The 20,991-nt window shown below is 42.9% G+C and carries 20 protein-coding genes; 7 read left to right on the plus strand and 13 right to left on the minus strand.

Features of this window, described 5'->3' with window-relative positions:
- Nucleotides 1–6: 6 nt before the first annotated feature.
- The 8 genes from E6139_RS01110 to E6139_RS01145 all read right to left on the minus strand — a co-directional run bounded on the left by E6139_RS01110 (nt 7) and on the right by E6139_RS01145 (nt 8,204).
- Nucleotides 7–720 (minus strand): winged helix-turn-helix domain-containing protein, encoded by a 714-nt coding sequence (locus tag E6139_RS01110; RefSeq protein WP_316401195.1) that lies wholly within the window; start codon nt 718–720, stop codon nt 7–9.
- A gap of 26 nt (nt 721–746) precedes the next feature.
- The gene (locus tag E6139_RS01115) at nt 747–1,493 is read right to left on the minus strand and encodes a winged helix-turn-helix domain-containing protein (protein WP_316401196.1); all 747 of its coding nucleotides are present in this window, start codon (nt 1,491–1,493) and stop codon (nt 747–749) included.
- 60 nt (nt 1,494–1,553) lie between these two features.
- Complete coding sequence (locus tag E6139_RS01120; RefSeq protein WP_316401197.1) at nt 1,554–1,769, minus strand: hypothetical protein; 216 nt, start codon at nt 1,767–1,769, stop codon at nt 1,554–1,556.
- 164 nt (nt 1,770–1,933) lie between these two features.
- Nucleotides 1,934–4,381, minus strand: coding sequence for a WxL domain-containing protein (locus tag E6139_RS01125; protein WP_316401198.1), 2,448 nt, complete (start codon nt 4,379–4,381; stop codon nt 1,934–1,936).
- Nucleotides 4,374–4,817 (minus strand): LPXTG cell wall anchor domain-containing protein, encoded by a 444-nt coding sequence (locus E6139_RS01130; protein WP_316401199.1) that lies wholly within the window; start codon nt 4,815–4,817, stop codon nt 4,374–4,376. Before E6139_RS01130 ends, E6139_RS01125 begins: the two co-directional genes overlap by 8 nt.
- Nucleotides 4,804–5,874 carry a DUF916 and DUF3324 domain-containing protein gene (locus E6139_RS01135; RefSeq protein ID WP_316401200.1) on the minus strand — a complete coding sequence of 357 codons (1,071 nt, stop codon included), beginning with the start codon at nt 5,872–5,874 and terminating at the stop codon, nt 4,804–4,806. Before E6139_RS01135 ends, E6139_RS01130 begins: the two co-directional genes overlap by 14 nt.
- A gap of 67 nt (nt 5,875–5,941) precedes the next feature.
- Nucleotides 5,942–6,721 (minus strand): WxL domain-containing protein, encoded by a 780-nt coding sequence (locus E6139_RS01140; protein ID WP_316401201.1) that lies wholly within the window; start codon nt 6,719–6,721, stop codon nt 5,942–5,944.
- 367 nt (nt 6,722–7,088) lie between these two features.
- On the minus strand, nt 7,089–8,204 hold the full coding sequence (locus tag E6139_RS01145; RefSeq protein WP_316401202.1) for a site-specific integrase: 1,116 nt from the start codon (nt 8,202–8,204) through the stop codon (nt 7,089–7,091).
- A gap of 548 nt (nt 8,205–8,752) precedes the next feature.
- Here E6139_RS01145 and E6139_RS01150 point away from each other — a divergent pair.
- The 7 genes from E6139_RS01150 to E6139_RS01180 all read left to right on the plus strand — a co-directional run bounded on the left by E6139_RS01150 (nt 8,753) and on the right by E6139_RS01180 (nt 12,734).
- A complete protein-coding gene (locus E6139_RS01150; RefSeq protein WP_316401203.1) occupies nt 8,753–9,478 on the plus strand; it encodes a hypothetical protein in 726 nt (241 codons plus the stop codon).
- Nucleotides 9,479–9,760: 282 nt separating this feature from the next.
- A complete protein-coding gene (locus E6139_RS01155) occupies nt 9,761–9,964 on the plus strand; it encodes a hypothetical protein (RefSeq protein WP_316401204.1) in 204 nt (67 codons plus the stop codon).
- Between the two features lie 18 nt (nt 9,965–9,982).
- A complete protein-coding gene (locus tag E6139_RS01160; protein ID WP_316401205.1) occupies nt 9,983–10,195 on the plus strand; it encodes a DUF2922 family protein in 213 nt (70 codons plus the stop codon).
- A gap of 75 nt (nt 10,196–10,270) precedes the next feature.
- Nucleotides 10,271–10,657, plus strand: coding sequence for a hypothetical protein (locus tag E6139_RS01165; RefSeq protein ID WP_410470502.1), 387 nt, complete (start codon nt 10,271–10,273; stop codon nt 10,655–10,657).
- A 48-nt stretch (nt 10,658–10,705) separates the two neighbouring features.
- Entirely contained in the window at nt 10,706–11,329 is a 624-nt protein-coding gene (locus tag E6139_RS01170; protein WP_316401206.1) for a hypothetical protein, read from the plus strand.
- 123 nt (nt 11,330–11,452) lie between these two features.
- Entirely contained in the window at nt 11,453–11,857 is a 405-nt protein-coding gene (locus E6139_RS01175; RefSeq protein WP_316401207.1) for a phage holin family protein, read from the plus strand.
- Between the two features lies 1 nt (nt 11,858).
- Nucleotides 11,859–12,734, plus strand: coding sequence for a GH25 family lysozyme (locus E6139_RS01180; protein ID WP_316401208.1), 876 nt, complete (start codon nt 11,859–11,861; stop codon nt 12,732–12,734).
- 196 nt (nt 12,735–12,930) lie between these two features.
- On the opposite strand, the gene E6139_RS01185 is transcribed toward E6139_RS01180, so the two are convergent.
- The 5 genes from E6139_RS01185 to E6139_RS01205 all read right to left on the minus strand — a co-directional run bounded on the left by E6139_RS01185 (nt 12,931) and on the right by E6139_RS01205 (nt 20,871).
- Nucleotides 12,931–13,272 carry a hypothetical protein gene (locus tag E6139_RS01185; protein WP_316401209.1) on the minus strand — a complete coding sequence of 114 codons (342 nt, stop codon included), beginning with the start codon at nt 13,270–13,272 and terminating at the stop codon, nt 12,931–12,933.
- Nucleotides 13,273–13,297: 25 nt separating this feature from the next.
- On the minus strand, nt 13,298–13,897 hold the full coding sequence (locus tag E6139_RS01190) for an alpha/beta hydrolase (RefSeq protein WP_316401210.1): 600 nt from the start codon (nt 13,895–13,897) through the stop codon (nt 13,298–13,300).
- Nucleotides 13,898–14,022: 125 nt separating this feature from the next.
- Nucleotides 14,023–18,330, minus strand: coding sequence for a prealbumin-like fold domain-containing protein (locus tag E6139_RS01195; protein ID WP_316401211.1), 4,308 nt, complete (start codon nt 18,328–18,330; stop codon nt 14,023–14,025).
- A 65-nt stretch (nt 18,331–18,395) separates the two neighbouring features.
- A complete protein-coding gene (locus E6139_RS01200; RefSeq protein WP_316401212.1) occupies nt 18,396–19,208 on the minus strand; it encodes a class C sortase in 813 nt (270 codons plus the stop codon).
- A 61-nt stretch (nt 19,209–19,269) separates the two neighbouring features.
- A complete protein-coding gene (locus tag E6139_RS01205) occupies nt 19,270–20,871 on the minus strand; it encodes a SpaH/EbpB family LPXTG-anchored major pilin (RefSeq protein ID WP_316401213.1) in 1,602 nt (533 codons plus the stop codon).
- Between the last annotated feature and the right edge of the window lie 120 nt (nt 20,872–20,991).

Below are 20,991 nucleotides of genomic sequence, written 5' to 3' on the forward strand. Positions count from 1 at the left end.
TTCCTCTTATTCATTGCCATACTTCAACTCTGCCGAATCTACATAAACCTGCTCATAGACCGCTCCATGCATTCGATACCCCTGCCCCCAACAGGTCTCAATGATTGGTCCATCGATCTTCTGCCCTGCCAGCTTGTTCTTCAAATGCTTTACCATCACGGATAGCTGGGACATGCTGGAATTGGTTTTGTCCTTATTCCACATGCGTAGGCACAGCTCTTCTCGTGAGATCGTTTGCTTTTGTTGCTGGTACAGAATGCGAAAAAGCTTTAGTTCTCCACTGCTCAAATTGAGACTGGACAATGATCGCTTGTCTTCTGTTTTCGGTAAGAGGATCAGCTTGCCTTCGTTTCTAACGTTGTCACAGCTAAGCTTCTCTCTAAGCACTTCAATAGATGGTCGACTTTCGATCCAATCACTGATACCCAGTTCTTCCCATTCGTGTAAATCGGCTTCTTTCAAAACTTCATCAGATTTTCGGAAGATCGGGATCGAAAAGGTTTTTAGTGTTCTAACGAGTTCTTTGACTTCGGCGTTCGCGATTGTTTCACTTAGAACAATCTGGTGGAAAATGCGGATAAACTCATTATTGGCGTTCTCCAGCAGACACAGATCGATCATCATTTTTGTGGTAAAGACTTCGTGTCCCAACTGATGCAAACGCTCTTCAAATGGTTGTTCATTCAGTGGATTTTTAGTAAATAATAGGATCTGACTCATGTACATTCCTTCTCTCTAATTCCTTCTTAGGTACTGACGCCTTGTGGATGATTTCGAAATTCCCCTTTTAACAGGCATTGATAGAAATAGCTATTCAATTGATAGCCTTCCCCCCACATTGTCCTCACCGCATCTTCAATTCCGTAGGCTTCCATCACTTTTTTCCTGATTCTGGTGATGGAGGAGGATAATTGACTCAATTTAGAATTTTGATTCTTTGACCGCCAACCATGACAAAGATCGTCCCTAGCCAAGGTCAAATCCTTCGCTGCGACTAATCGATTGATAATTTCCTTTTCAAGTCTCGTGAAGTGAACATCTGAAAAGTATAAGGGAAAAGCTTTTTTCCTAGTATCGGATAACGACTGATCGCCATAAAAGAGATTTCCATTGGAAAATTCGACTTGATGGACCAAGGTTTTGTGACTTAGCTTCTCTCTCAGTCGTTCCAAAGAAGCCTCCGCCAATACCCAGTCTGAAATATGCCACTCACGCCACTCAGAAATCACTGTTTCAGCAGGTTCTTCTCCAACGATTCGCACTAAACAGTCTGAACGAAATTGTTCCCCAAACTCTCGTGCTTGATTATCAGAAATCGTCTCGCTCAAAAAGATCCATTGAAAAGACTTCAAGAACGGATCGATCTTCCCCGAATTCTCCCAGTTCTCCCAACTAGAGACAGACACCAACACTTCGTAGTTCAATTTCTGCAGCTGCTCCTGCAAGCAGCTCTCGACAGAAATATTTCTTGTTAAGATCAAGATTCGATTCATTTTCCACCTCGTTTTTGTAGATTGTATGTACAAACCGCCCGAAAAATCGAGCGGCCTTGGTTACCCGTTTAATTGATTTTGGATCAGGATATAAAGACTGATGCTTAACCCGATCCATACGATCGCTAAGAGAAACATTCCCCAATTAGCGATCAGATACGTTACTTTTTTCTGTTGTGTCTGCTCGCAAAAACTCAGGTCTTTGACTAAGAAAAAGATCGCCAGCACTAGAGCTAGCACGCCCATTCCCGCAGACAGCCAGACATAATTGTACATAGATACGCTCTCCTTGTTCGTAATAAGGAATTGATTTTTTGACAAAAATCCGTTTGTTTCTCACGCCGTATACCATCTAACTTAGACTCTGCATACGTTTATTCTGATGAAAAAAGTATTTACAACAAACTTCAACAAACTGCGAAAAGTTGGACCGGCATCTCCTATGGTGCAGTGGTTAGTGTCCAATCCATAGTGGCTGTGTAAGATAAACCGGCTACACCTGAATGGGCTAATAAATCCAGCTCTACATCACCAAAAGCATAATCCAATTGATAGATCCCTTGCGAAGAACCATTCGTCAATGCGACGGTTGTGCCATCGGAAGGAATAGATTTATTTCCCGCAGAAGTCACACTTGATAATGATTCGTTGTGCTTGTTGTAGTTTTGAACTTCTTTCAAATCGCCATTTTTCAGTTGGATTGTCGTCGTTGTTGGCAATGTCTTTGATCCGCTCGTAAATTGACCAAGCTTAGCAGTCAGTGACCAACCCGCTAAACTTTCCTGATCCATGAAACGGATATAAGGATTATAGCCTGATTGATAAGAACCACTATCTAATCCCTTAGACTGTGCATAGGGTTTCACTTCTACATCCCCAAAACGGAAATCAGGAATATTGATCAATCCTGCTGTTCCAGATGGATTCAAGTTTGGTTCGTCTGGATCGTCAATGCGTACGAAATTTTCAGCGGTTAACGGACTTGCCATATTTCCATCGATTTCGATTTCAGCTGGCAGGACTTGATTCACAGCGCCTGTAGCAGTATCTGTAAAGGTAATATCCGCATAGTTATTTGGTCCAGCATTTGGGATATTGATCCCAGTCAGATTAAATCCACTCACCCAATCACTCGGTGAAATCGTGTAATTTTGTGCCGCACCACTAGCTGGTGTCACCGTTACTTGAACTGGAGCAGATAAACCAGCAGCCCAATTACTTGTGGCTTTTAGTTTTAAATCCTTCAATCCAGTCGATCCAGTATTAGTCAACCTTGATGTCCAGTTGACGGTACCCCCACTCGCAACTATTTGAGGAGTTGGAGTCAAATCCAACGTTGCAGTAGTTTTCGCCAAGCGATAATGATACTTAATTTCTTTATTCCCTTTTATATTCGCTATTGAAACGGGTGTAGCTGCCAAATTTACTGTACCTGGTGCGTCTGTCACATTTTCCCATCCAACATACTCCCAATCATCGCTAGAAGTATCTGTTAGTGTAGCTGCGGGTGTTTTTGTATAGGTATCATTATCATCCGTAGCTACCGTATTTGGATTTGGTATAACACCAATTAAGGTTGTTCCATCAACAACATCGACAATTTTTTCTGTTAGTGTGTGCTGTTTCTTTCTATAGACATATTGAATCGTCGTATTCGCATTGATTACCTGAGAAACAGGAGTTGTTTTAGGACGCATTGAAGTCATTGGTTCTGTACCTAATTTCCAACCCAAGTACTCCCAATCCGTTCCACTAGAATCAGTTTTAGGATCGGCAGGTGTTTGAGTAAAGGTCGAACCCGTAGGAACAGACACCGTCCCATTCCATGATGGATCAATCATACCACTGCTTTCATCAATATATTGTTCAGTCACCGTTCGTGCAGCTTTTACGTCATAAACAAGATGCACCTCATCTTTTGCATCATCAAATTCAGAACCAAAAGTCACATTTGGAGGAAACGTGCTAGAGATAGATGCTTGATTTCCTACCCCCTTGTACCATCCTTGATACGTATAGATATTGGAACCAATCACATAAGACTTAGGTAACGCGGTTCCCCCAGACATCGTATAAGTGAAGGGATCTGACGTGACATCAGATACTTTGTTTTGAGTATAGCCAGGCGGAGGAGTGATCAGTCCCCCAGATGTATTTTCAAAAATTTCCTTTACTTGATGATAGTCAGCGTAATAATAATTTGTATCTCCTTGATCACCAAAAACTAATGATTGTCTACTAATCAAAGTACTATTACTCATACTTATCTCAACCATCCTTAACCTCCCAAGACGGAGACTTGTATAAGTACCTGAAATCGTAGGAGACCTAGATAAATAAGAATCATCTGGTTGCTTCTCAAAATAGTAAGCCCCATTACTTTCAGAAAATGGAGTTGTTACCATAGAGGGAGGATCAGCGTTATTTTGACTCCAATTATAAATATTATAATTATTACTACCTGCTTTAGTGACAAATGATTTGATATGCCGAGTATTTGTTCCAGTTATTTTGACATTATTAATCAATCTATCAATACTTGCGGAGTTATTCATTGACGGAAAAGAAATACTCTTGCTATATGCAGGTAGCTTAATAGAAAATTCATTTATTAATGGACTGGGTTTGGTTATGTTTGCTGGCACATTGCTTATTTCGGTGAAAACCCATGGGCTATTAGCTGTATATCCACTTCTCTCAATTAACTCTGCGGAAAGAGTTAAGGGAATAGATAACTCCGAACCATCTTTTGCTAAAAGTTTGATCCCGACATCCTTTTCAGGTTCATTTAGGGTTACTACAGCATTCGCTACTGGTCCTAACGTGATTGTGGTAATTATCGCCAACAGAGTTGCTGCTTTAACAAATGTTTTTAGCACTTTATACATCAGCTTTTCTCCTCTCTTTTTTAAGATAGAAGAAAACCAACATCAGTAAAAAAATACCTGCAAATGGTAATGCTAAATAAATCAACTCTCCTGTACTCGGCAGAAGCTTGTCATCTGCGTAGTATCGTGTTGTTCCACCTGAAGTACCACCATCATCATTCCACCACCATGTAAATCCATTTTTCTTTTGATTAGTGTCCGGCAGTGAAGAGGAACTCTGTACGGGACTACTTGTGCTAGAAGAACTAGACGAGCTTGAATCAGTGGTGGAACTACTGGTACTACTAGGCGTTGTTGAAGTTGTCGTACTTGTAGAATCCAAAAATTTAACCCCGACATGGTTTTGCGTATTGTAACTTGTCGCGTAGACAGTGACACCACTTGTTACTAAACAAAACACCCCCACAAGAATGAACCATATTCTATTCTTTTTCATGCAACTCCCTTCCTTTCTTTCGTTTGACTAGGCGAATAACGAGCCAAGCAGTCACGACTGCGGTAAGTGTTCCTAATACATAGAAACTAGTTGTCCACCAACTCGGAATAAAGATGCGGAAAGCCGTCTGCTTATTCATCTTCTGCGCCATTTCACGAGTGATCGTGAAATCTTGTTCGAAGTTCCAAGTTTTCGTTTCTCCTTTGATTTTTCCAATAAAGGTATATTCTCCCGCTGAAACTTCCTGCATGCCCCAGTCAACTTGAAAAGGAAAAACAGAGTTTGGCGCAATCTTAACATTTTCTAGTTTGTTATCCGCCAGTGCTTTTTTCTGTTTTTTACGAACAATCTTTCCTTCTGCTGTTAAGTTCTGCATCGCTTCTGGATGAGGGTTTTGAATACTGGCTTCCAAAACTTTGCTACCATAATCAATCTCTGGTTGGAGCTTCTGTAGTTTCAACTCCGTCTCACCATAGATCGGTGCAGAGTCCTGTTCTGTTAATACCAAACCGATCGCATAGCCGTACGTATTTTTCACGGACATCCCTTTTGATTCCTCTTCGGTTTCATCAGACTTCAAAGATATTCGGATACCGCCTAGAAGAATTCCCGAGAAAGTGTCAGAAGGCACTTGGATATCCACTTCCGCTTTTCCTTCTGAGAACGCCTCAACACTTACCTCTTTATTCTTAGGCTTCGCCACATTCGCAATCGGCAGCTTCATACTTTCATCCGGCTTTTTATCCCGCTCGTCGTAAGTGATTAGTCCGTTGCGATTGGTCGCCGCATTGATGACTTCAACTTTATATGTTTGATTCTTCTCAGAATTATTCATGATCTTCACTTCGATCGTCTGTTTCTGTTCTGGTTGAACCAACAAATGGTAAAAGCTTACCCGATCATTGATCTGATTCTCAGGCAAGACCGCCTGTACCGTGAAGCCGGCACGTTTTTCGTTTTCTGTAATCCCCTGTGATTCTTTGGTGTCTTCCGCGTAGCTAGTAAGTGGAAAAAGAATCAGTGCTAATAAACTTAAAATCGGGAGTAGTCGTTTCATGTTTGGCTCCTTTAGACACGAACAGGTTGAAGCTGCGATGCAACTTCAGCCTGCCCTTTTTTACTATTTAGATAGAATCTGTTAAAGTCCAGTCCACAGTACCTTCATACTGTTCTCCCGCCGCAACGGCATTCATTGCAGCCGCAGGAACATTCAAGTTGATATTGGTGAACTCTCCTTGCCAGTAACCTTCACCGCGACCATCCGCTGCACTTGCTGAAGTTTCACCAGAAGCACTCATGATCGTGCTGGTGGTTGTACTCAAGGTTACAGCTGCTGTTACTGTATCTGGTGTATGAACAGTTGCACTTGGAGTTGTAGCAGAAGCTGTCCAAGTAGTCGGATCCATTGAGTTAATTCCCTGCGCCATCGTAATTGTTGCCCCAGTCAGATTTTTACCAGAACCACTATCTTGTAAGTCTGCCGTTAATTTCGCTTCTAGTTTCCAACCTGCCGCACGGGTACCACGAACATCACCGACCAAGAAATGTTTCGTTGTCGTATTGGTACCGCCTGCTCCACCAGTGTCAGTAGCTGGGCTGCCTTCCCAGTTGCTATCAATCGCAATTGTAGTAGGCGCCGTTTGAACCGTTGAAGGTACTGCTGTTTCCGCAAAGTTAAATTCTTTTGGTACATAGATCAATCCAAAATCTGATGCTGGTGGTGTTACAGGTGGCACAACGGGTGGTGTAATCGGTGGTGTGACCAAAGTCCCTTTCTTAAATGAAACTGAGCCATTTGATTGTCCACCATAGGTCGCCGCATCTGCCGGTAATGCTGTCGTAACCAACACACCACCAATGAATGCTGTGCTTAACAAGCCTGTCACTAATTTTTTCTTATTCATCTCTTTTCGCTCCTTAAAATAATTTAATTTTGGTATATCAGAAATGTACATGTTGTACATTTGATATTAAACTAAGGTATATCCACCCTACTTTTTGGTGATAATTCGAGAATTACTTACTAGGTTTGATTAAAACCATGATTCAGCCTAAAAACGTTGATTTCTCACCATTTATAGAGAGTATTGACGGCAATTGACGGCGTTTAAGAACGTTTGTGAATTTTTCCTAATTTCAATGGATTCTTTTTTAATAATTTAGCGGAATAAAAATGAATCGTTTAAAAGGAAATGTTAGTAAGCGCTTACTACGAGAAGACAAAAAGCGGGGGTGTATTGAGCGGGAAAACCTAAAAAAAACAGACGATATTTAAGCGGATTTTCTAAGTGTCTTCTCCATTTGATCAATGACTTCGATTCGTTGTTCCATCATTGAGTCCGCATAGGTATCCAACGTCAGCTTAGTTGAGGCATGACCAAGTAGTGAACTAACAGATAGGATATCACTCTGGGCTTCAAGGCAGCGAGTAGCGAACGTATGACGTAATTGATGGAAGTGCACGTCTTCCAATCCGCATTTCTTACGAATCTGATGGAAATGATAGGTTAACAAGCGTGGTTCTACTGGATGATTGTTCACCGAAAAGACAAAGCTTCCCTTTGATTTCCGCCGATGCTTTAAAAGCTCCCTTCGCACGGATTTCCCCATTGGAATAGTGCGGGCTCCGGAGTTGGTTTTTGTCGAACCAATGACTAATTGTGTTTTTTGATTGTTTAACGCCAATGCGATCCGTTGGTAGGTGTTACTGACATGAATCAGGTTGCGATCAAAGTCAAGATCATTCCAACGTAAAGCAGCGATCTCTCCGATTCTGAGTCCGGTGTGTAATGCTAGATACGTTGGTAATCCTACATTCTTCTTCTCCTTTAGCGCGACCTTTTCCAGCTTACCTTGTTCTTTTTTCGATAGTGCTCGGATTTTTTTTGTACTTTTTTTAGGTAATTTCAATTCTGAAAAAGGGTTCTCCTTCAACTTATTTTTTTCTTTCGCATAGTTCAGGCATTTATTCGTGATTCTGAGGATTACCTGCATCGTGGATGGATTTAACCCTCGTTCGATCCAGTGCTGAACGAGTTTTTTTCCTTCCTCAGCAGTCAATTCGTTTAAAAACAAACCTCCAATAAGAGGAAAGACATACGTAGACAATTTATAGTGATACGAGCTATACGTCGCTGGTTTTACATCATTTTGAATTTCCTGTAACCAACCTTTCCCCCATTCTTTAAAAGGAATACAGGCATCTCCATAGATTTCTTGTTGGGTATGGTAATGAGCCTTCAATGTGTAAAGTTTGATTCGCACCTCATGAAAGTTTTTTCCATAGATATAGCCATATTTAATTTGTCCATTGGGTTTATAGCCTTTTTTATATCGACCTTCCCAACGTCCATCTTTTCGTTTGTAAATGTTTTCTCCCTTGCGCATTATTATTTCCTCCTGACGGCTTAATTGACGGCAAATAATTGATCTCTTTGCGTATTTTCACTTTCTTTCTAACGCCTTTTTAAGCGATTAGAAGTTACCGAATTATTACAAATATCTTTTTTTAATAATTTAAAACTATATATTGATTATTCTTAAACGGTATCTTATAATTAAATCAAATCAATTCACTTTTTTATTAGATAATTGTTTTAGAAGAAGAATAATATTCATGGTTTTAATCAAACTATGTAACATTTTGCCCGAAAATAACAATTATATCAATCATCAATTTTACCTATATGTTCAGGCATCATCTCTAAACGAATGAGAAGATGCCTTTTTTTTGTTTGTCATACGCCATTTTAACTGTCAGAAAATAATGTTAAATTTACGTTCTTTCTTTTTATAAAAAAGCAGCCATCCTTTATTTTTTCGTTTTATTTTCTTTTATCGCTGAAAACCGTTCTTTACATTCTCTCTGGCTATTCTATAGTTTTAGTAGAAACAAAAGTAAGCGCTTTACAAAAGAACGATAAGGGGGATGTAACATGAATAGAATTAGCTTTGAAGAACTCTTGGATGACAGAACGCGAACACGGGCTTGGGAGGATTTTCTTGCTTTCGCGGAGGTCTTCGATCCGTTGATGGTGGAGGAGATTTCTTGTATTATTCCAATTCCTGATCAGCTGGGCGTGCTGATCATTGCGGAGAATGAGGTGTTCATCAATCGTTACACAGCGGCGGTTACGTTGCAACAATTTGCCTTGGCTCACAACTTTCCTGATTACAACACACTTTGCTCTGTCCTCAAGGATACTGGCTACTTCGGCAAGTACAAAATCCCTTGGGTTTGTCCGTACTTTGCCCTCTGTCCTTTGGAGGGAGGAACCCATAGTGTCTGGGTCAATCCATTGAAAATCGACAATATCTATAGTGTTGATGGGCTGCACTACATTCAGCTCTTGAATGGGATCAAGCTAACGAGCCCTGTTAAACGGTACTACGCGTTATTGCGAGGAGAACTTGCCTGCGGCATCCTAGCAGCGATTCGCCAGGAGAAGTTTCATTTTACAATGCCTGGGCATCGTCCCATCGATTATCTGACATTGCCGAATACTGCATTTGCCCACAGCTTAGCCAAACGCCCCTTGTTGGAAGCCTTTGTCACTCGCAAAGGTGAGCTCCATCGACGGTACCAGCATGCGCGCTTTCTCCATTACTATGAGTCCTTAGAAACGGACCCGCAAAATCTTCATTGGGAAAATTGGCAATAATATCTTATGTCTGGATGACTGTCATCCAGACTTTTTTTGTTTCTCAACAGAGGATGTTTGCCAAAACTTTTAACCATACCGCTTTTTATTTCCTTATGTCAAACGCGAATGCTCACGAAAAAGGACCAATTTCGAGTGCCTCGAACGTGCCTTCAACGTTTTCAAGCCCAAAACGTTCGAAATTGAAGATTTTGATCGAAATTGCGGTTCGTGTCTTTTTTGGAAATCCACTATCTTTTAGTCACCGGCCGGAACAAAAAAACAAAATCAGGAGGAATTACAATGATTCAACACATCGGAAACAAACTACAAGTAGAGATCGACGCAGGCGGAGAAAAAATCGAGAAAATCACCTTCTCAAATGTGATCGAAGAGCCAAGCGAGGAAAAAGTCCTTGAACTAGGCGAGATCATGAAAGGGTTAGCCGTTGAAGGCAGCGAATTGTACGGCGTAGTTTTGACCAGCCAATCACGCTACACAAAATAATGAAAGGAGAGAAACTACATGCTAAAAATCGTCGCAACATTTAAAAACAGCTTTGGCAAGAATCACACTTGGAGCTTTAAAGATCCAAACACATTGAAAACCGACACCGAAATCAAAGGTCTGTTAGAACAAATGACCGACGTAAAGCTTTGTCAAAAAGACGGTGCCGAGATGTTCCACACCGTAGAAACCGCCAAATACGTCGAAACAACAGAACGAATTATTTTCTAAAGCAACAAAGCAACGATTGAGGAAAGGCGGTAGCGCTGCCGCCTTCCTCTACTAAAAAGAGAGGATGAGAAACCCATGATGCAGATCCACCCCCTGTCGTTCCGACAGCTATTCAATTTAAAACCGAAAACACTGGAAACACGTATCACGAATTTTTATCAAGCTACACAAAACAGTAGTGTCACGATTCAATACATTTTGACTCTCAAGGTTCGAAACCAGCTGGGGGCGACGGAGTTTGATCACTTTCTGAAGGATCTTGTCCGTGAATTGTTTATGAATACCAAGGCGACTCGCACCATGAAGCGCTTCTTCCATTATTTTGAAGACTACTTTATGGCACCTGAGTGGAAAACATTGAGTTCAAAAGTTCTTCCACAAAGAAAATTCGGTGAAACAGTCGTGTCAAAAGTCCGTTCCTTCTTTTCATTTGCTCGTCCCGAAGAAACCAACGAACCTTGATACTCACTACCTACGCAGAAAAAATAATCAAAGAAAGGATAAAAAACAATGACCGAGGATTTAATCGTAACCTTTGGAAAAGGTGATGGCGGGACGCATGATTGGAAATATAAAGGGCTCGACCCTGACCTGCCGGTACCAAAGATCAAAGAAGCTTGCGAACTACTAACAAAACTAGACATTTGTACAGAAAAAGGCGTAAACCTATTTGATTCTATCGTGACCGCAAAGGTCGTAACCACCATCGATACCTTAATATTTGATCCAGAACATGAAACAAAGGGGCTTACTTATTATGGCAAACCCGCTCAAGAACCAACCTGTGAAGAAGTGCGCTGTTTTGAAATTACTGAGGAAGCAACAGCTCAGCCTAAAGAAAAAGAGAGGTTGATTACTCCTCCCGTCCCTTTACTGGGCTCAGTGAAGCAAACGCTTGTACGACCATTGACAGATATGGTGGAAGTAAAAAATACGGAGAAAAAGGATTTTCCTCGTGTAGAACTTACTTGTCCAACGCTTGAGAAACACGAACAGGAGACTGTTCTGCCGACTTCTAGCTCACAAGAACAGCCTGTATCCGCATCAACCAACAGGAAAGAAGGCTGGCTGAAACGATTCTTTAGCAGGACGAACCGCAATAAGGAGGATCCCCCCATTCTCCCGCGGGAATAACCTTTTTCGCGATTAACTCCGATCCTTGAAAACCGAATATTGCGTAGGGAACATGCTTCAATTCCGCCTGCGAATTACTCGCAGGTGGTGATTAATTAAAATTAGAAAGCGAGGAATGCTTACATGAATCTTTTTACCTATTTACTAGGCGGAAGTCTCCCATTAATGGGTGTTTTCCTAACGATGGTCGGCTTAGACTTAACGACCGGCTACATCAAAGCGCTGAAAAGCCACACGTGGGTCTCTTCTATTAATCTCTTTGGCTTATTCACCAAATTTATCACCTTTTCCACCATCATCTGCGCCGCCGCATTAGACAAGGTCGCGCCAATCGTGGGCATCACCTTACCGATCAATGTAGCCTTGATCTGGACAGTGCTCTTGATCGTGTATGAAATTGGCTCTATTTTAGAGAATGCTCATGAGTTTGGGCTAAAGATCACTTGGCTACAGAAATGGCTGCGGGTCTTTGAACGAGATGTTGAGAAAGCAGCCGATAATGAGAATCAAGAGGAAAGAAGGGAATGAAATGACCCGACCAATGATTATCGATATTAGCGAATGGCAGCACCCGATTCAGATCAATTACTCCATACTGGCAAAGGAGATTGACCTGGTGATCGTACGAGTCCAATACGGGTCCGCCTATTGCGACAAGTTCTACCAAACCCATCTGCAACGATTTCAAGCTTTGGGAGTTCCCACTGCTGTTTATGCGTGGGTACGAGGAATCAATCATGAGGATATGGCACAAGAGGCTCGTGTATTTTACGAACGAGCCAAGGCCTTTCAGCCGTGCTTTTATTGGCTGGATGTTGAGGAACAGACGATGACCGATATGCGCGGTGGAGTGGAGGTTTTTCGAAAGACATTAAAGCAGCTTTCCGGGCAGAAAGTCGGTGTGTATGTCGCCCATCACTTGTACCAGCAATTCAATCTAGCAGTGGAGAATTTCGATGCTTTCTGGCTGCCAAGCTATGGCAATAATTCCGGCAGCTACCAAGGAGTCCAACCGACTGTCAATAAGAACTACGACCTCCATCAATACACGTCAAATGGACGTCTACCGGGCTACAGCGACGTCTTAGACCTGAATCGTTTGTCTGGCAGAAAATCCTTGCAATACCTTGCCGGCAAAGTGCAAACAGAAAGGCCTTGGGGCATCGCGGAAAAAGGCACTTTTATTTTGCAGACAGCGATTCATCTGCGCACGGCTCCAACTTCTGCTGCGCAAAGCATCGCCGTCCTGCAAGCAGGTCAATCCGTTCATTACGATGCCTTTGCTCACGAACAAAACCATGTTTGGATCAGGCAAAAACGCGAAGATGGAACCTATGGTTATCTAGCTACTGGTCCATCTGATGGGAAGAAACGAACCAGTCCAGCATGGGGAACATTTGAATAAAGGAGAGCATTTTTTCAAAAAAAGCAATGAAAAATCAGAAGCACAGCTACTTCCAGAACAAAGAATACTCTTTCCACTCTTTGTAAAGAGTATTCTATTAACGTTCACATACGATCCGACTATCCATCGTATTCGACATCTAATTCTTGAAGAAGCCCAAACAAAATAAGCGGTAGAAGATGGTCTCTTCCGCCGCTTATTTATGACTATCGACATGCATGAAGCCCCAGTTGGTTGGCATGTAGTAACCGTCTACCGCCATGTTTTTCAAATCACTGGAGACTAGCTGTCCTGTTATGTAATAAATACGTTTTGCTTTGCGCTCGGCCTCACCGAGTTTAGCTAACAAGCCGTTCAGATCGTATTCAGGCATCAAAAAATAGTGAAAATTAAAGCCCTTCAAGCGTTCATGTGTGATCGCGCCCTCAAAGGTCAGTAATTTTTGCAATTCTTCATCGTTGAATGCAAGATCTGTTGATGTTAAGGTCAAGCCTTTGTAATCAAATGAGTCGTTCATTGCACCACCCCTTCGGTTCATTTTACCACATCCGAAAAGTGTGTCACTACCCTTTCAACCATTCGCGGGCATTTTGCACTTCATCCATCGAGACCTGATGTCCATAAGGTGTTTCTACTACAGTGATATCAGCGTCGCGATCGCGGAAAGCCGCGACTAATTCAGCGAAAGATTCGTCACTGACGATCGGGTCCTGTGCCCCGCCATAAGAAACCCAAATCTTTTTATCTGCTAAAATAAAAGACTGCGTGTGGACCTCCAGCGACATTGGATGGAAAAAGATTCCTTTGGATAAAGTCGTTTCCCGCTCCAATAATAAATGGGCCGCGATATTCGCCCCATTCGAGTAACCGACTAAGATCCAATCTTCTAGCGGGATACCCTTTTCGGCACTGATCTCAGTGATGACTTCTAGCAAATTATCGGTTTCTTTTTCTAAGCTTTCAAAATCAAATTGATTCAAGCCATTTCGTTTAAAGAAGCGATTCATTCCATCTTCTTCGATCTTTCCGCGAAACGATAGAATCGTACTGTCTGCGTCTAAGACTTTAGCCAAATCCACCAATGACGTTTCATCGCCGCCTGTCCCATGCAGCAAAATGAACTTTTTCCCCTCTGGTTTTCCTGCTTGATAAAGATATTCCATCTTCATGCACCTCACTTACTAATTGTAAGTTAACATGAATATCAAATAGAAACAATTTTTTTGATTGGCACACTACGATCATCGTTAAAAACCAAGCAGAAAACATCGCTTGGCTTTTAACATCGCTATCTCTCTCGTTTCTCCTTCTTCTCCACCTTGACAACACCGGCTAAACCAATCAGAAGAATCCCAATGATCAATACGAGGTCTTTCCCCCATCTCCCGGAAAATGGCAGGATTTGTTTTCGATGATTGGGTAAATAGCACTTTCCATTTTCGACCTTAAAGGCTGGTGGCGACGTATCCTTTCGTGCTCGGATCGTAATTTTTGGATCTGCTGCTGAATCAACCTCAATGACCCAATCCCCATCAGGTAATTGGAAACCTGGTGCAGTTTTCGTTTCACGAAGCAGGTAAATGCCGTTTGGCAACTTCTTGAAGGAAACTTTTCCAGAAAGCGTGCTTTCTTCCCGCAGATACGGTGCGCTAAGATCCCAGTAATTACAGTTTTTTTCGGTTGTTTCGTTAAACGGTACATTTCCTCTTGCTTGATATAACTCAAAAACGACATTCGCTAAGGACGCGTTATTATCATCAATTTTTGTAAACTCAAGATCAGGATAGGGCAATTGATGATTCGTCAGCTGGTAGGCATTTAACTCATTCGTTGAATCATTTGGCTCTACAATCGGATGCCCCTCGCCCACATGCCCCAGCCAATCGATGGTATATGCCTTTGGTTTCTTATTTTCATTTAAAAAGAAATACCAATAGCCTGAATCCAGTCGATAGCCTGGATAAGCCTCCGCCTCTTGGATCGCATACGTATTGCCGTGAGGATAGGAGCCAATAAAATGATCCTCCAACCCAGTCAGACAGCCTTCCTCATCCGCATAAAAAATGTAGGAATCATCCTGCTGGTTTTTGATCGGCACCCAATTTTCCACGTCTGTCAAATCAGTATTCGTATCCGGTCCTTCATCCCCCTCCCAACCGCCTTTATAACGGTAATAGCGAAATCCGACTTTGGCTTTGGCGGTTCGCCTAAGCGGCGTTCGAGTAGCGGCATCGGTTTTATAAATCTTCATTTCAGTGGCATAATCATTTTTCAACACATAATGATACGGTTCTACAAATTTTGCTCCGAGATTATCACTACCGCAGTTTTCAATATAGCCTGAATCCCACAGCACCCAATAGGTCTGTTTCGGGGTTGGTAATCGATACCCCTTATACGTACTGGTTTCGATCAACCCCAAGGTTTTCCCTGGCTCTCTAGGAATCGCATCCCCAACTAGTTTTCCATGAGCATTCGTAGTAAGAGTACCTTTCTTTATCCAAAAAGGTGAGTCACCAGGCGGGACCACTGTTGGATGCTGCGTATCTGTCCAATTCCCATCATATAGATACCATTCAAATTCAACTTTTTTATCCTCGCCAAGAGCATTGCCATTCACACTGACAGACGGCAGCGAAACGCCCGCCACATCTTCCTTGTAAAAGGTCCAGTTGGCATCCTTATTGGTGAGATAATACTCCTTTTTATTGTGGGCGGCAGTCGGATCGACCTCCCCAATCTCGGGCGCTCCATTTTCTGCATTGATCCCATTGATAAACGGTGTGACTGTTTGCCCATCGACTTTGTCTGCTGTCCAAATCACCCAGTACTGGTCATCATCTGGAAGCTTGTACCCTTCGTAGGTCTTTGTTTCTACCACAGCGAAGGTAATCAAATCCCCATTGTCCTCGGTAAGTGATAAGGAACTGCTGCTAGCTTTCCCGTTTGAATCTGTCGTCAGTGTGTCGACTTTTTCCCAGACCGCTCCCTTATTATTTGGCAGCATCGTTCCACTCGTTGGTACTACTTTGGTGGGGGAATAGCTATCACCCGCTCCCCAGCCATGAACGTTGTACTTGTAGACATCAAAGATTACTTCCTTATCTTCCCCTAATGGATCACCCTTGAAGTCTGTAGAAGGCATCGGTTTTCTATTTTCATCATATTTATAGAAATAAAACGGTCGAATCGTTTCATCTTTTACATAGTACAGCTTCAAAACGAGACTGCCATCCTCCAAGACTTCCCCGGTCTTTTGAGCATGAGGACTCGTTTCATCTAAGCGGTAGCCGGCGAAGGATTTTCCTACGGCCGAAACTTCGGCGCCTGTTCTACCGTTAAAGCTTTCCTGCAGCCTCAGCTCAAAATCACCTGCTGCTGTTCCAGAACCTGTTTGAACATAGTGCTGAACCGAGTATTTAGGCTGTGAGATATTATTAACAAATAGGATGGACCGTTGTGCCGCTGCCGGAATTGAAAACTCAGTGGAAAAAACCTTTCCTTCTTCTTCATCATAATTCGGTGACAACGTAGGATCATACCCATCCGGTGATTCTACTTCCACAAAACGATAGGTTCCATCTGGCAAATTAGAAACCTTCACACTGCCATCTAACTGACGTTCAACGACGCCTTCGCCTTCCAGAACATTGACTGTGACCGTATTTGTCGTCACTTCGGAGTCCTCAACGGTTTGCCACTGATTTTCGCCATCTTTTTTCTGCAATTGAAATTTCGCGCCATTCAGCGGAAGATTCTTTTCAGTAAACTTGAACAGCATCGCTTCATTGCTTGATAGCTGAACACTGCTGTAGGGATTGGTCATTCGATAACTCCCTGTCACCTCATCGAGTATCGGAAAATCAGATGCATTAGGACATGTAAAGAAATGCCGCGCTGTATTACTTTTCTCCCCACTAAGTGTATCAGGTGGGTACTGCGCAGTTAGACTGACTTCAAATGTCGCGACCTGTCCGCCGAGCACATTGTCATCCCCATAGACCAATGAAAAGTAAGCCTCGAGCTCTTCACGATCCGCTTCGGTATAGTGACCGTTTACGATTAATCGCGTCGCGGCCTGTTCCGCAAAAGCAAATACCGGATCTGTACGATCTCCAGCCACGTCTCTTTGCGGTTCGGCATATTTATGATCAGTCAAATCACTGTATTTCGGCATTGATCCGCCTCGTTTGACATCGCCAAAAAAAGCCATCAAGGTTTGACGATTGGTTTCAGGATCAGTAAAGATACCGTATTGATATGGCGCGGCTTTGACTCGACTTCGGAAACTGCCGATACTTTCATTCTCCTCCTGATACAAGCGCACGAATGAATACTCCTGCTTCGGCAATTGACGTTCCGAATTAGGATCATTCGGCGTCCGATAAATGGGACCATTTCCAAAATCAGCTAACAAGTAGGAGTTGTAAGAAGATAAGGTTGCGACAATTCCGCCGCGATAATTGTCCAGAGCGTCCGGTGGCAGCTGCATCGGCGCTCGCGCGGTAGCCGTAATCAGCAACCCATGAATGATTACCCCTTCATCCAACGTATCCTCCAGATAAATGTCTTCCATATCTGTGACGTGTTCTCCCCAACTATAGGCAGGATTTACCGGATCAAAAGCCCAACCTTCTGGCGTTTCACTGGTATAGGCAAATCGATCGCCTCCCAATTCGACACTGGCAGGAAGATTCACTGGAATATCAAATTGAATCTGATTGTCACTAGCTCCCATCGCATTCTTGTAATTCCACCCCGTACTCTTTTCTAATTTATCCTGACTAAAATCAATCGACTTCTGAATGTTGGCGAACTCTACCTTCTGTATCCCCCCCTTGTAAGTATAATTTTTAATCGAGTCGATCCCCGTTGAAATTTCACTTCCGAGGGTCACTCCCTCCAGCAGCCGGATGCCTTCTGTAAATTGCATACGAATTTGTTCATAGTCGACACCGCCTTCATAGGCTTCGATAAACCATTCGGCAAACTTCACTGTCTGCCCCTCGATAACCGTCGTCAGCGGGACGGCTTGAGACGATCCGCTGATGCGCCAAGAGCCGCTCGCGCCAACCCCGTCGCCGGCAGGTCCACAATTAAAGGGCATGCGAAATGTCACAAAATCTCCTGGTGACAGCGTCGAGTGAAGGACTTCCCAACGAAATTTCAGCTCATAGGTTTCGCCAGTCACTGCATGGACCGTTTCAGATAACGGGACGCCGTTTTTGAGTAATTGCCAATCTGTGATGGTTATGTCCGATGCGACATTTGCTCTGGCTTGTTTCTTTTCGACGCTCTCACTTTCTTCAGTTGAAGAAGTGGTCGTTTCCTTCTGTTGTTCTTCCGTTGATTCTTCCGGCGGCTCCTGGATTTGCGCAGTCTCAGTGGTCTCTGTCGCATCTGTCATTTCTGTTGATTCTGTTGTTTCTTCTAAACTGTTCAATTCATTTAATGGATAATTCATCAGCAGAGAGCTATTCTCAGCAGCAATCTCGCTGGATGCTTGCTCTACAGAATACATCGAGACAGGAAGGAGCGTGAAAAGCAGCAAAATGAGTAAACTGAGCATTGTAATGATTATTCTGGATTTATTCATTCTGATTTCACCCCCTCACTACTCCATAACAATCCTCCAAACATCTCAAGGTCGCTCTTAGTTCCCTAATTTCTCTTTTTATTTTTCCAATAGGTCAGGATAATGAGGCATATCATGATGGCTGAAGTGATCAAAGACGCCTTTAGCAGCTGGTGCTGTTCTTTACTCAACGCTTTCTTCTTCACGACTTTTTTTGGTCGATAAGGCACACGCCTCCCACGAACTAAGAGTCGATGAGAATTGACCCCGTATGGTGTACAGGTCAGCAATGTCGCATAATCTTGGTCCTTCACGGCTTTCAGAAATTCTGTCTGGTCTGGTTCAATCACTGAAATCTTATCCACCTCATAAGCCAGCTTTCGATTCAGCACTTGAATGTAAAATTGATCGCCCTTCTCTAATTCAATTAAGTCCGTAAACAGCTTTGCATGAGTCAATCCAGAGTGAGAGGTCAGCACCGTATGCGTCCGCTTCCCCCCAATCGGTAAGGCGGAGCCCTCCAAATGACCAACTGCTCTTTTCAGAACCGATTCCTTCGTACCGTGATAGATCGGCAGCTTCACATCGATGCTGGGAATCTCCACCTGTCCCATCGTTCCATCGACGTTTAAAACTTGGTAATAATTATCCGGCATGACGATACCTGATCCTGGTATGAAGGGATCGTGAGCCGGCTGCCCTAGCAAGTTTTCGTTATATATTTGCGCCTCTCGAAAATACTCAGCAATGTCTTCTGTACTTAGCTTTCCGACCTTATTTGAGTAGTTCTCCAACTCCTGCGAGGCATTCTTTTGGTTCAGGTAATTACCAAGAAAAGGATAGACGATTACGCCAATCCCAGCCGTTAATAACAAAATGATCAAAATGACTCGTTTCATCACCGGCTCCTCCTCTATGTACAAAAAGCCGAGCGCGAACTCGGCTTTTGTGGAACTTGAGTTATGCGGTTTTCTTCTTTTTGGACATGGTCAAAATGATCGCTAATCCAATAAAGACAATACCGATAACAACCAACAAAATCATCCCAATCCCCCCGGTATTAGGAAGAGTGAAGCCCTTCTTATTGACGATTCCTTTTGCTACTACATGCTTGTCATTTTCATCGGCAAAAGAAACCTGTACAGGATCTTGCAGCAGATTATAGCCGTCTGGTGCTTTGGTTTCCTCGATATAGTAGGTAATCGGATCTGTTGGATCACCGTTAGCATCATATGACTTATGCGTCTTTAAGCCAGAGAAAAGAGCCACACCGTCATCCCCTGAAACAGCTTCATACAATGAGTAGCCGGTAGGGACATTTTCACCTTCTTTAATCCCCTTGATATCTCCCGCAGTATTTTTATGGATATAATACTTGTCGCTTCCTTCCATGTAGTAAAGCTTGAATTTAGCGGTAGCAAGGTTTCCGCCATCTTGATTGGTCTTTTTGATACTCACCTCACCAGTATTAATACCCGCTGCTAGTGTTTCAATTTTTCCATCTGTTGTTGTGGAATTCTTATAATTAATTTCTGCTTTGTTTTCTACCGTATTATTTTCTATCTCGTTGATTTTACTATTCACTGTCGTTCCAAGATCAATTCTGATTTTTGCGGCAGCTTGAGTGCCAGCAAATTTCGCGATCCCTTCCGGCGTCAGAGCCACGACAACCTTTTCTTTATTTGATGGGTCGGCAGCTGAGTGTGTCACCTGATAATCACCCGGAGCGCTCAAACCATCCAACACCTTCGTTTTTCCATCTGCTTCTGTTCCGTAGACTTCTACACTATCGGTAACAAAGTTCACTTTTTCATCCAGTTCGTCAATTGCTGAGAAAACCGTGTAATCACTAAAGTCAGTCGGGATATCAGCCGTGATCGACCACGTAACTTCATCACCGACGTTAACAGATGGCATTTCTGAAGCTTTCTCAGGATTTAAGCCTTCGTTTTTAGGATAAACATGGACATCCTCCAACCAGCTCTCACCATTAGGTGCAGTCATTGGAACAGCTACAACGAACGGCTTAACTTTGGAAGCTATCTCAACAGCATCCTCACCTATCTTGGGTGTCCCATAAGTCAAATTTTCTTCTACATAATAGTAGCCTTTTGTTAAAGCTTGAAATTCTAATTCACCACTGGCATTGGTTACTCTCGAACTACCATTCAAATTACTCCCTAACGAGTATGTATACGTTTTCCCCCCATTGCTCACCTCAAGCTTGCCTGATTTATTCTTGTACGTCCAGCCAGTTCCACCATTGGGAACGGCATGCGCCTCTTTTTCCTCATCTGTCGCTGGATTTCCATCAATTAACTCCAATTCACCGACTTTGAACACATCAAAACCAACACCACTAACAACTGGATTCGATATCCCAGTCTGTTCAGTCCCATTATTCACTTTTCCCGTCGGATGTGGGTTTTCTTTATCTACCCAATACTTATGAATATGCAGATTCCCTGTATCTGGCGCTGCGGCATCACTTGGAACCGCTGCCATTATCGCAGTCACTAAAAGAACCAGTACCGCGATGATCCTACTCCTTTTTATTCTCATCAGCTCTCCCCTTCTCCCTTTTTATCCTCATGTTTCCCTCCAAAAAACGACTACCATCCCCTGTTCCATTACTTGCTAAGACGAATCAAGCCAAGACCAAACCCTCCAGCATTACTCTTC

Origin of the sequence: Enterococcus sp. (assembly GCF_032555305.1) — a bacterium.
Classification (GTDB): Bacteria; Bacillota; Bacilli; order Lactobacillales; family Enterococcaceae; genus Enterococcus_A.

Bases quoted from the DNA above. Each gene is read 5' to 3' on its own strand.
- E6139_RS01130 (WP_316401199.1), bottom strand. From the start codon at position 4,817: ATGAAAAAGAATAGAATATGGTTCATTCTTGTGGGGGTGTTTTGTTTA.
- E6139_RS01170 (WP_316401206.1), top strand. From the start codon at position 10,706: ATGACCGAGGATTTAATCGTAACCTTTGGAAAAGGTGATGGCGGGACG.
- E6139_RS01160 (WP_316401205.1), top strand. From the start codon at position 9,983: ATGCTAAAAATCGTCGCAACATTTAAAAACAGCTTTGGCAAGAATCAC.
- E6139_RS01180 (WP_316401208.1), top strand. From the start codon at position 11,859: ATGACCCGACCAATGATTATCGATATTAGCGAATGGCAGCACCCGATT.
- E6139_RS01175 (WP_316401207.1), top strand. From the start codon at position 11,453: ATGAATCTTTTTACCTATTTACTAGGCGGAAGTCTCCCATTAATGGGT.
- E6139_RS01110 (WP_316401195.1), bottom strand. From the start codon at position 720: ATGAGTCAGATCCTATTATTTACTAAAAATCCACTGAATGAACAACCA.
- E6139_RS01120 (WP_316401197.1), bottom strand. From the start codon at position 1,769: ATGTACAATTATGTCTGGCTGTCTGCGGGAATGGGCGTGCTAGCTCTA.
- E6139_RS01150 (WP_316401203.1), top strand. From the start codon at position 8,753: ATGAATAGAATTAGCTTTGAAGAACTCTTGGATGACAGAACGCGAACA.
- E6139_RS01165 (WP_410470502.1), top strand. From the start codon at position 10,271: ATGATGCAGATCCACCCCCTGTCGTTCCGACAGCTATTCAATTTAAAA.
- E6139_RS01200 (WP_316401212.1), bottom strand. From the start codon at position 19,208: ATGAAACGAGTCATTTTGATCATTTTGTTATTAACGGCTGGGATTGGC.
- E6139_RS01125 (WP_316401198.1), bottom strand. From the start codon at position 4,381: ATGTATAAAGTGCTAAAAACATTTGTTAAAGCAGCAACTCTGTTGGCG.
- E6139_RS01205 (WP_316401213.1), bottom strand. From the start codon at position 20,871: ATGAGAATAAAAAGGAGTAGGATCATCGCGGTACTGGTTCTTTTAGTG.
- E6139_RS01145 (WP_316401202.1), bottom strand. From the start codon at position 8,204: ATGCGCAAGGGAGAAAACATTTACAAACGAAAAGATGGACGTTGGGAA.
- E6139_RS01135 (WP_316401200.1), bottom strand. From the start codon at position 5,874: ATGAAACGACTACTCCCGATTTTAAGTTTATTAGCACTGATTCTTTTT.
- E6139_RS01185 (WP_316401209.1), bottom strand. From the start codon at position 13,272: ATGAACCGAAGGGGTGGTGCAATGAACGACTCATTTGATTACAAAGGC.
- E6139_RS01115 (WP_316401196.1), bottom strand. From the start codon at position 1,493: ATGAATCGAATCTTGATCTTAACAAGAAATATTTCTGTCGAGAGCTGC.
- E6139_RS01190 (WP_316401210.1), bottom strand. From the start codon at position 13,897: ATGGAATATCTTTATCAAGCAGGAAAACCAGAGGGGAAAAAGTTCATT.
- E6139_RS01195 (WP_316401211.1), bottom strand. From the start codon at position 18,330: ATGAATAAATCCAGAATAATCATTACAATGCTCAGTTTACTCATTTTG.
- E6139_RS01155 (WP_316401204.1), top strand. From the start codon at position 9,761: ATGATTCAACACATCGGAAACAAACTACAAGTAGAGATCGACGCAGGC.
- E6139_RS01140 (WP_316401201.1), bottom strand. From the start codon at position 6,721: ATGAATAAGAAAAAATTAGTGACAGGCTTGTTAAGCACAGCATTCATT.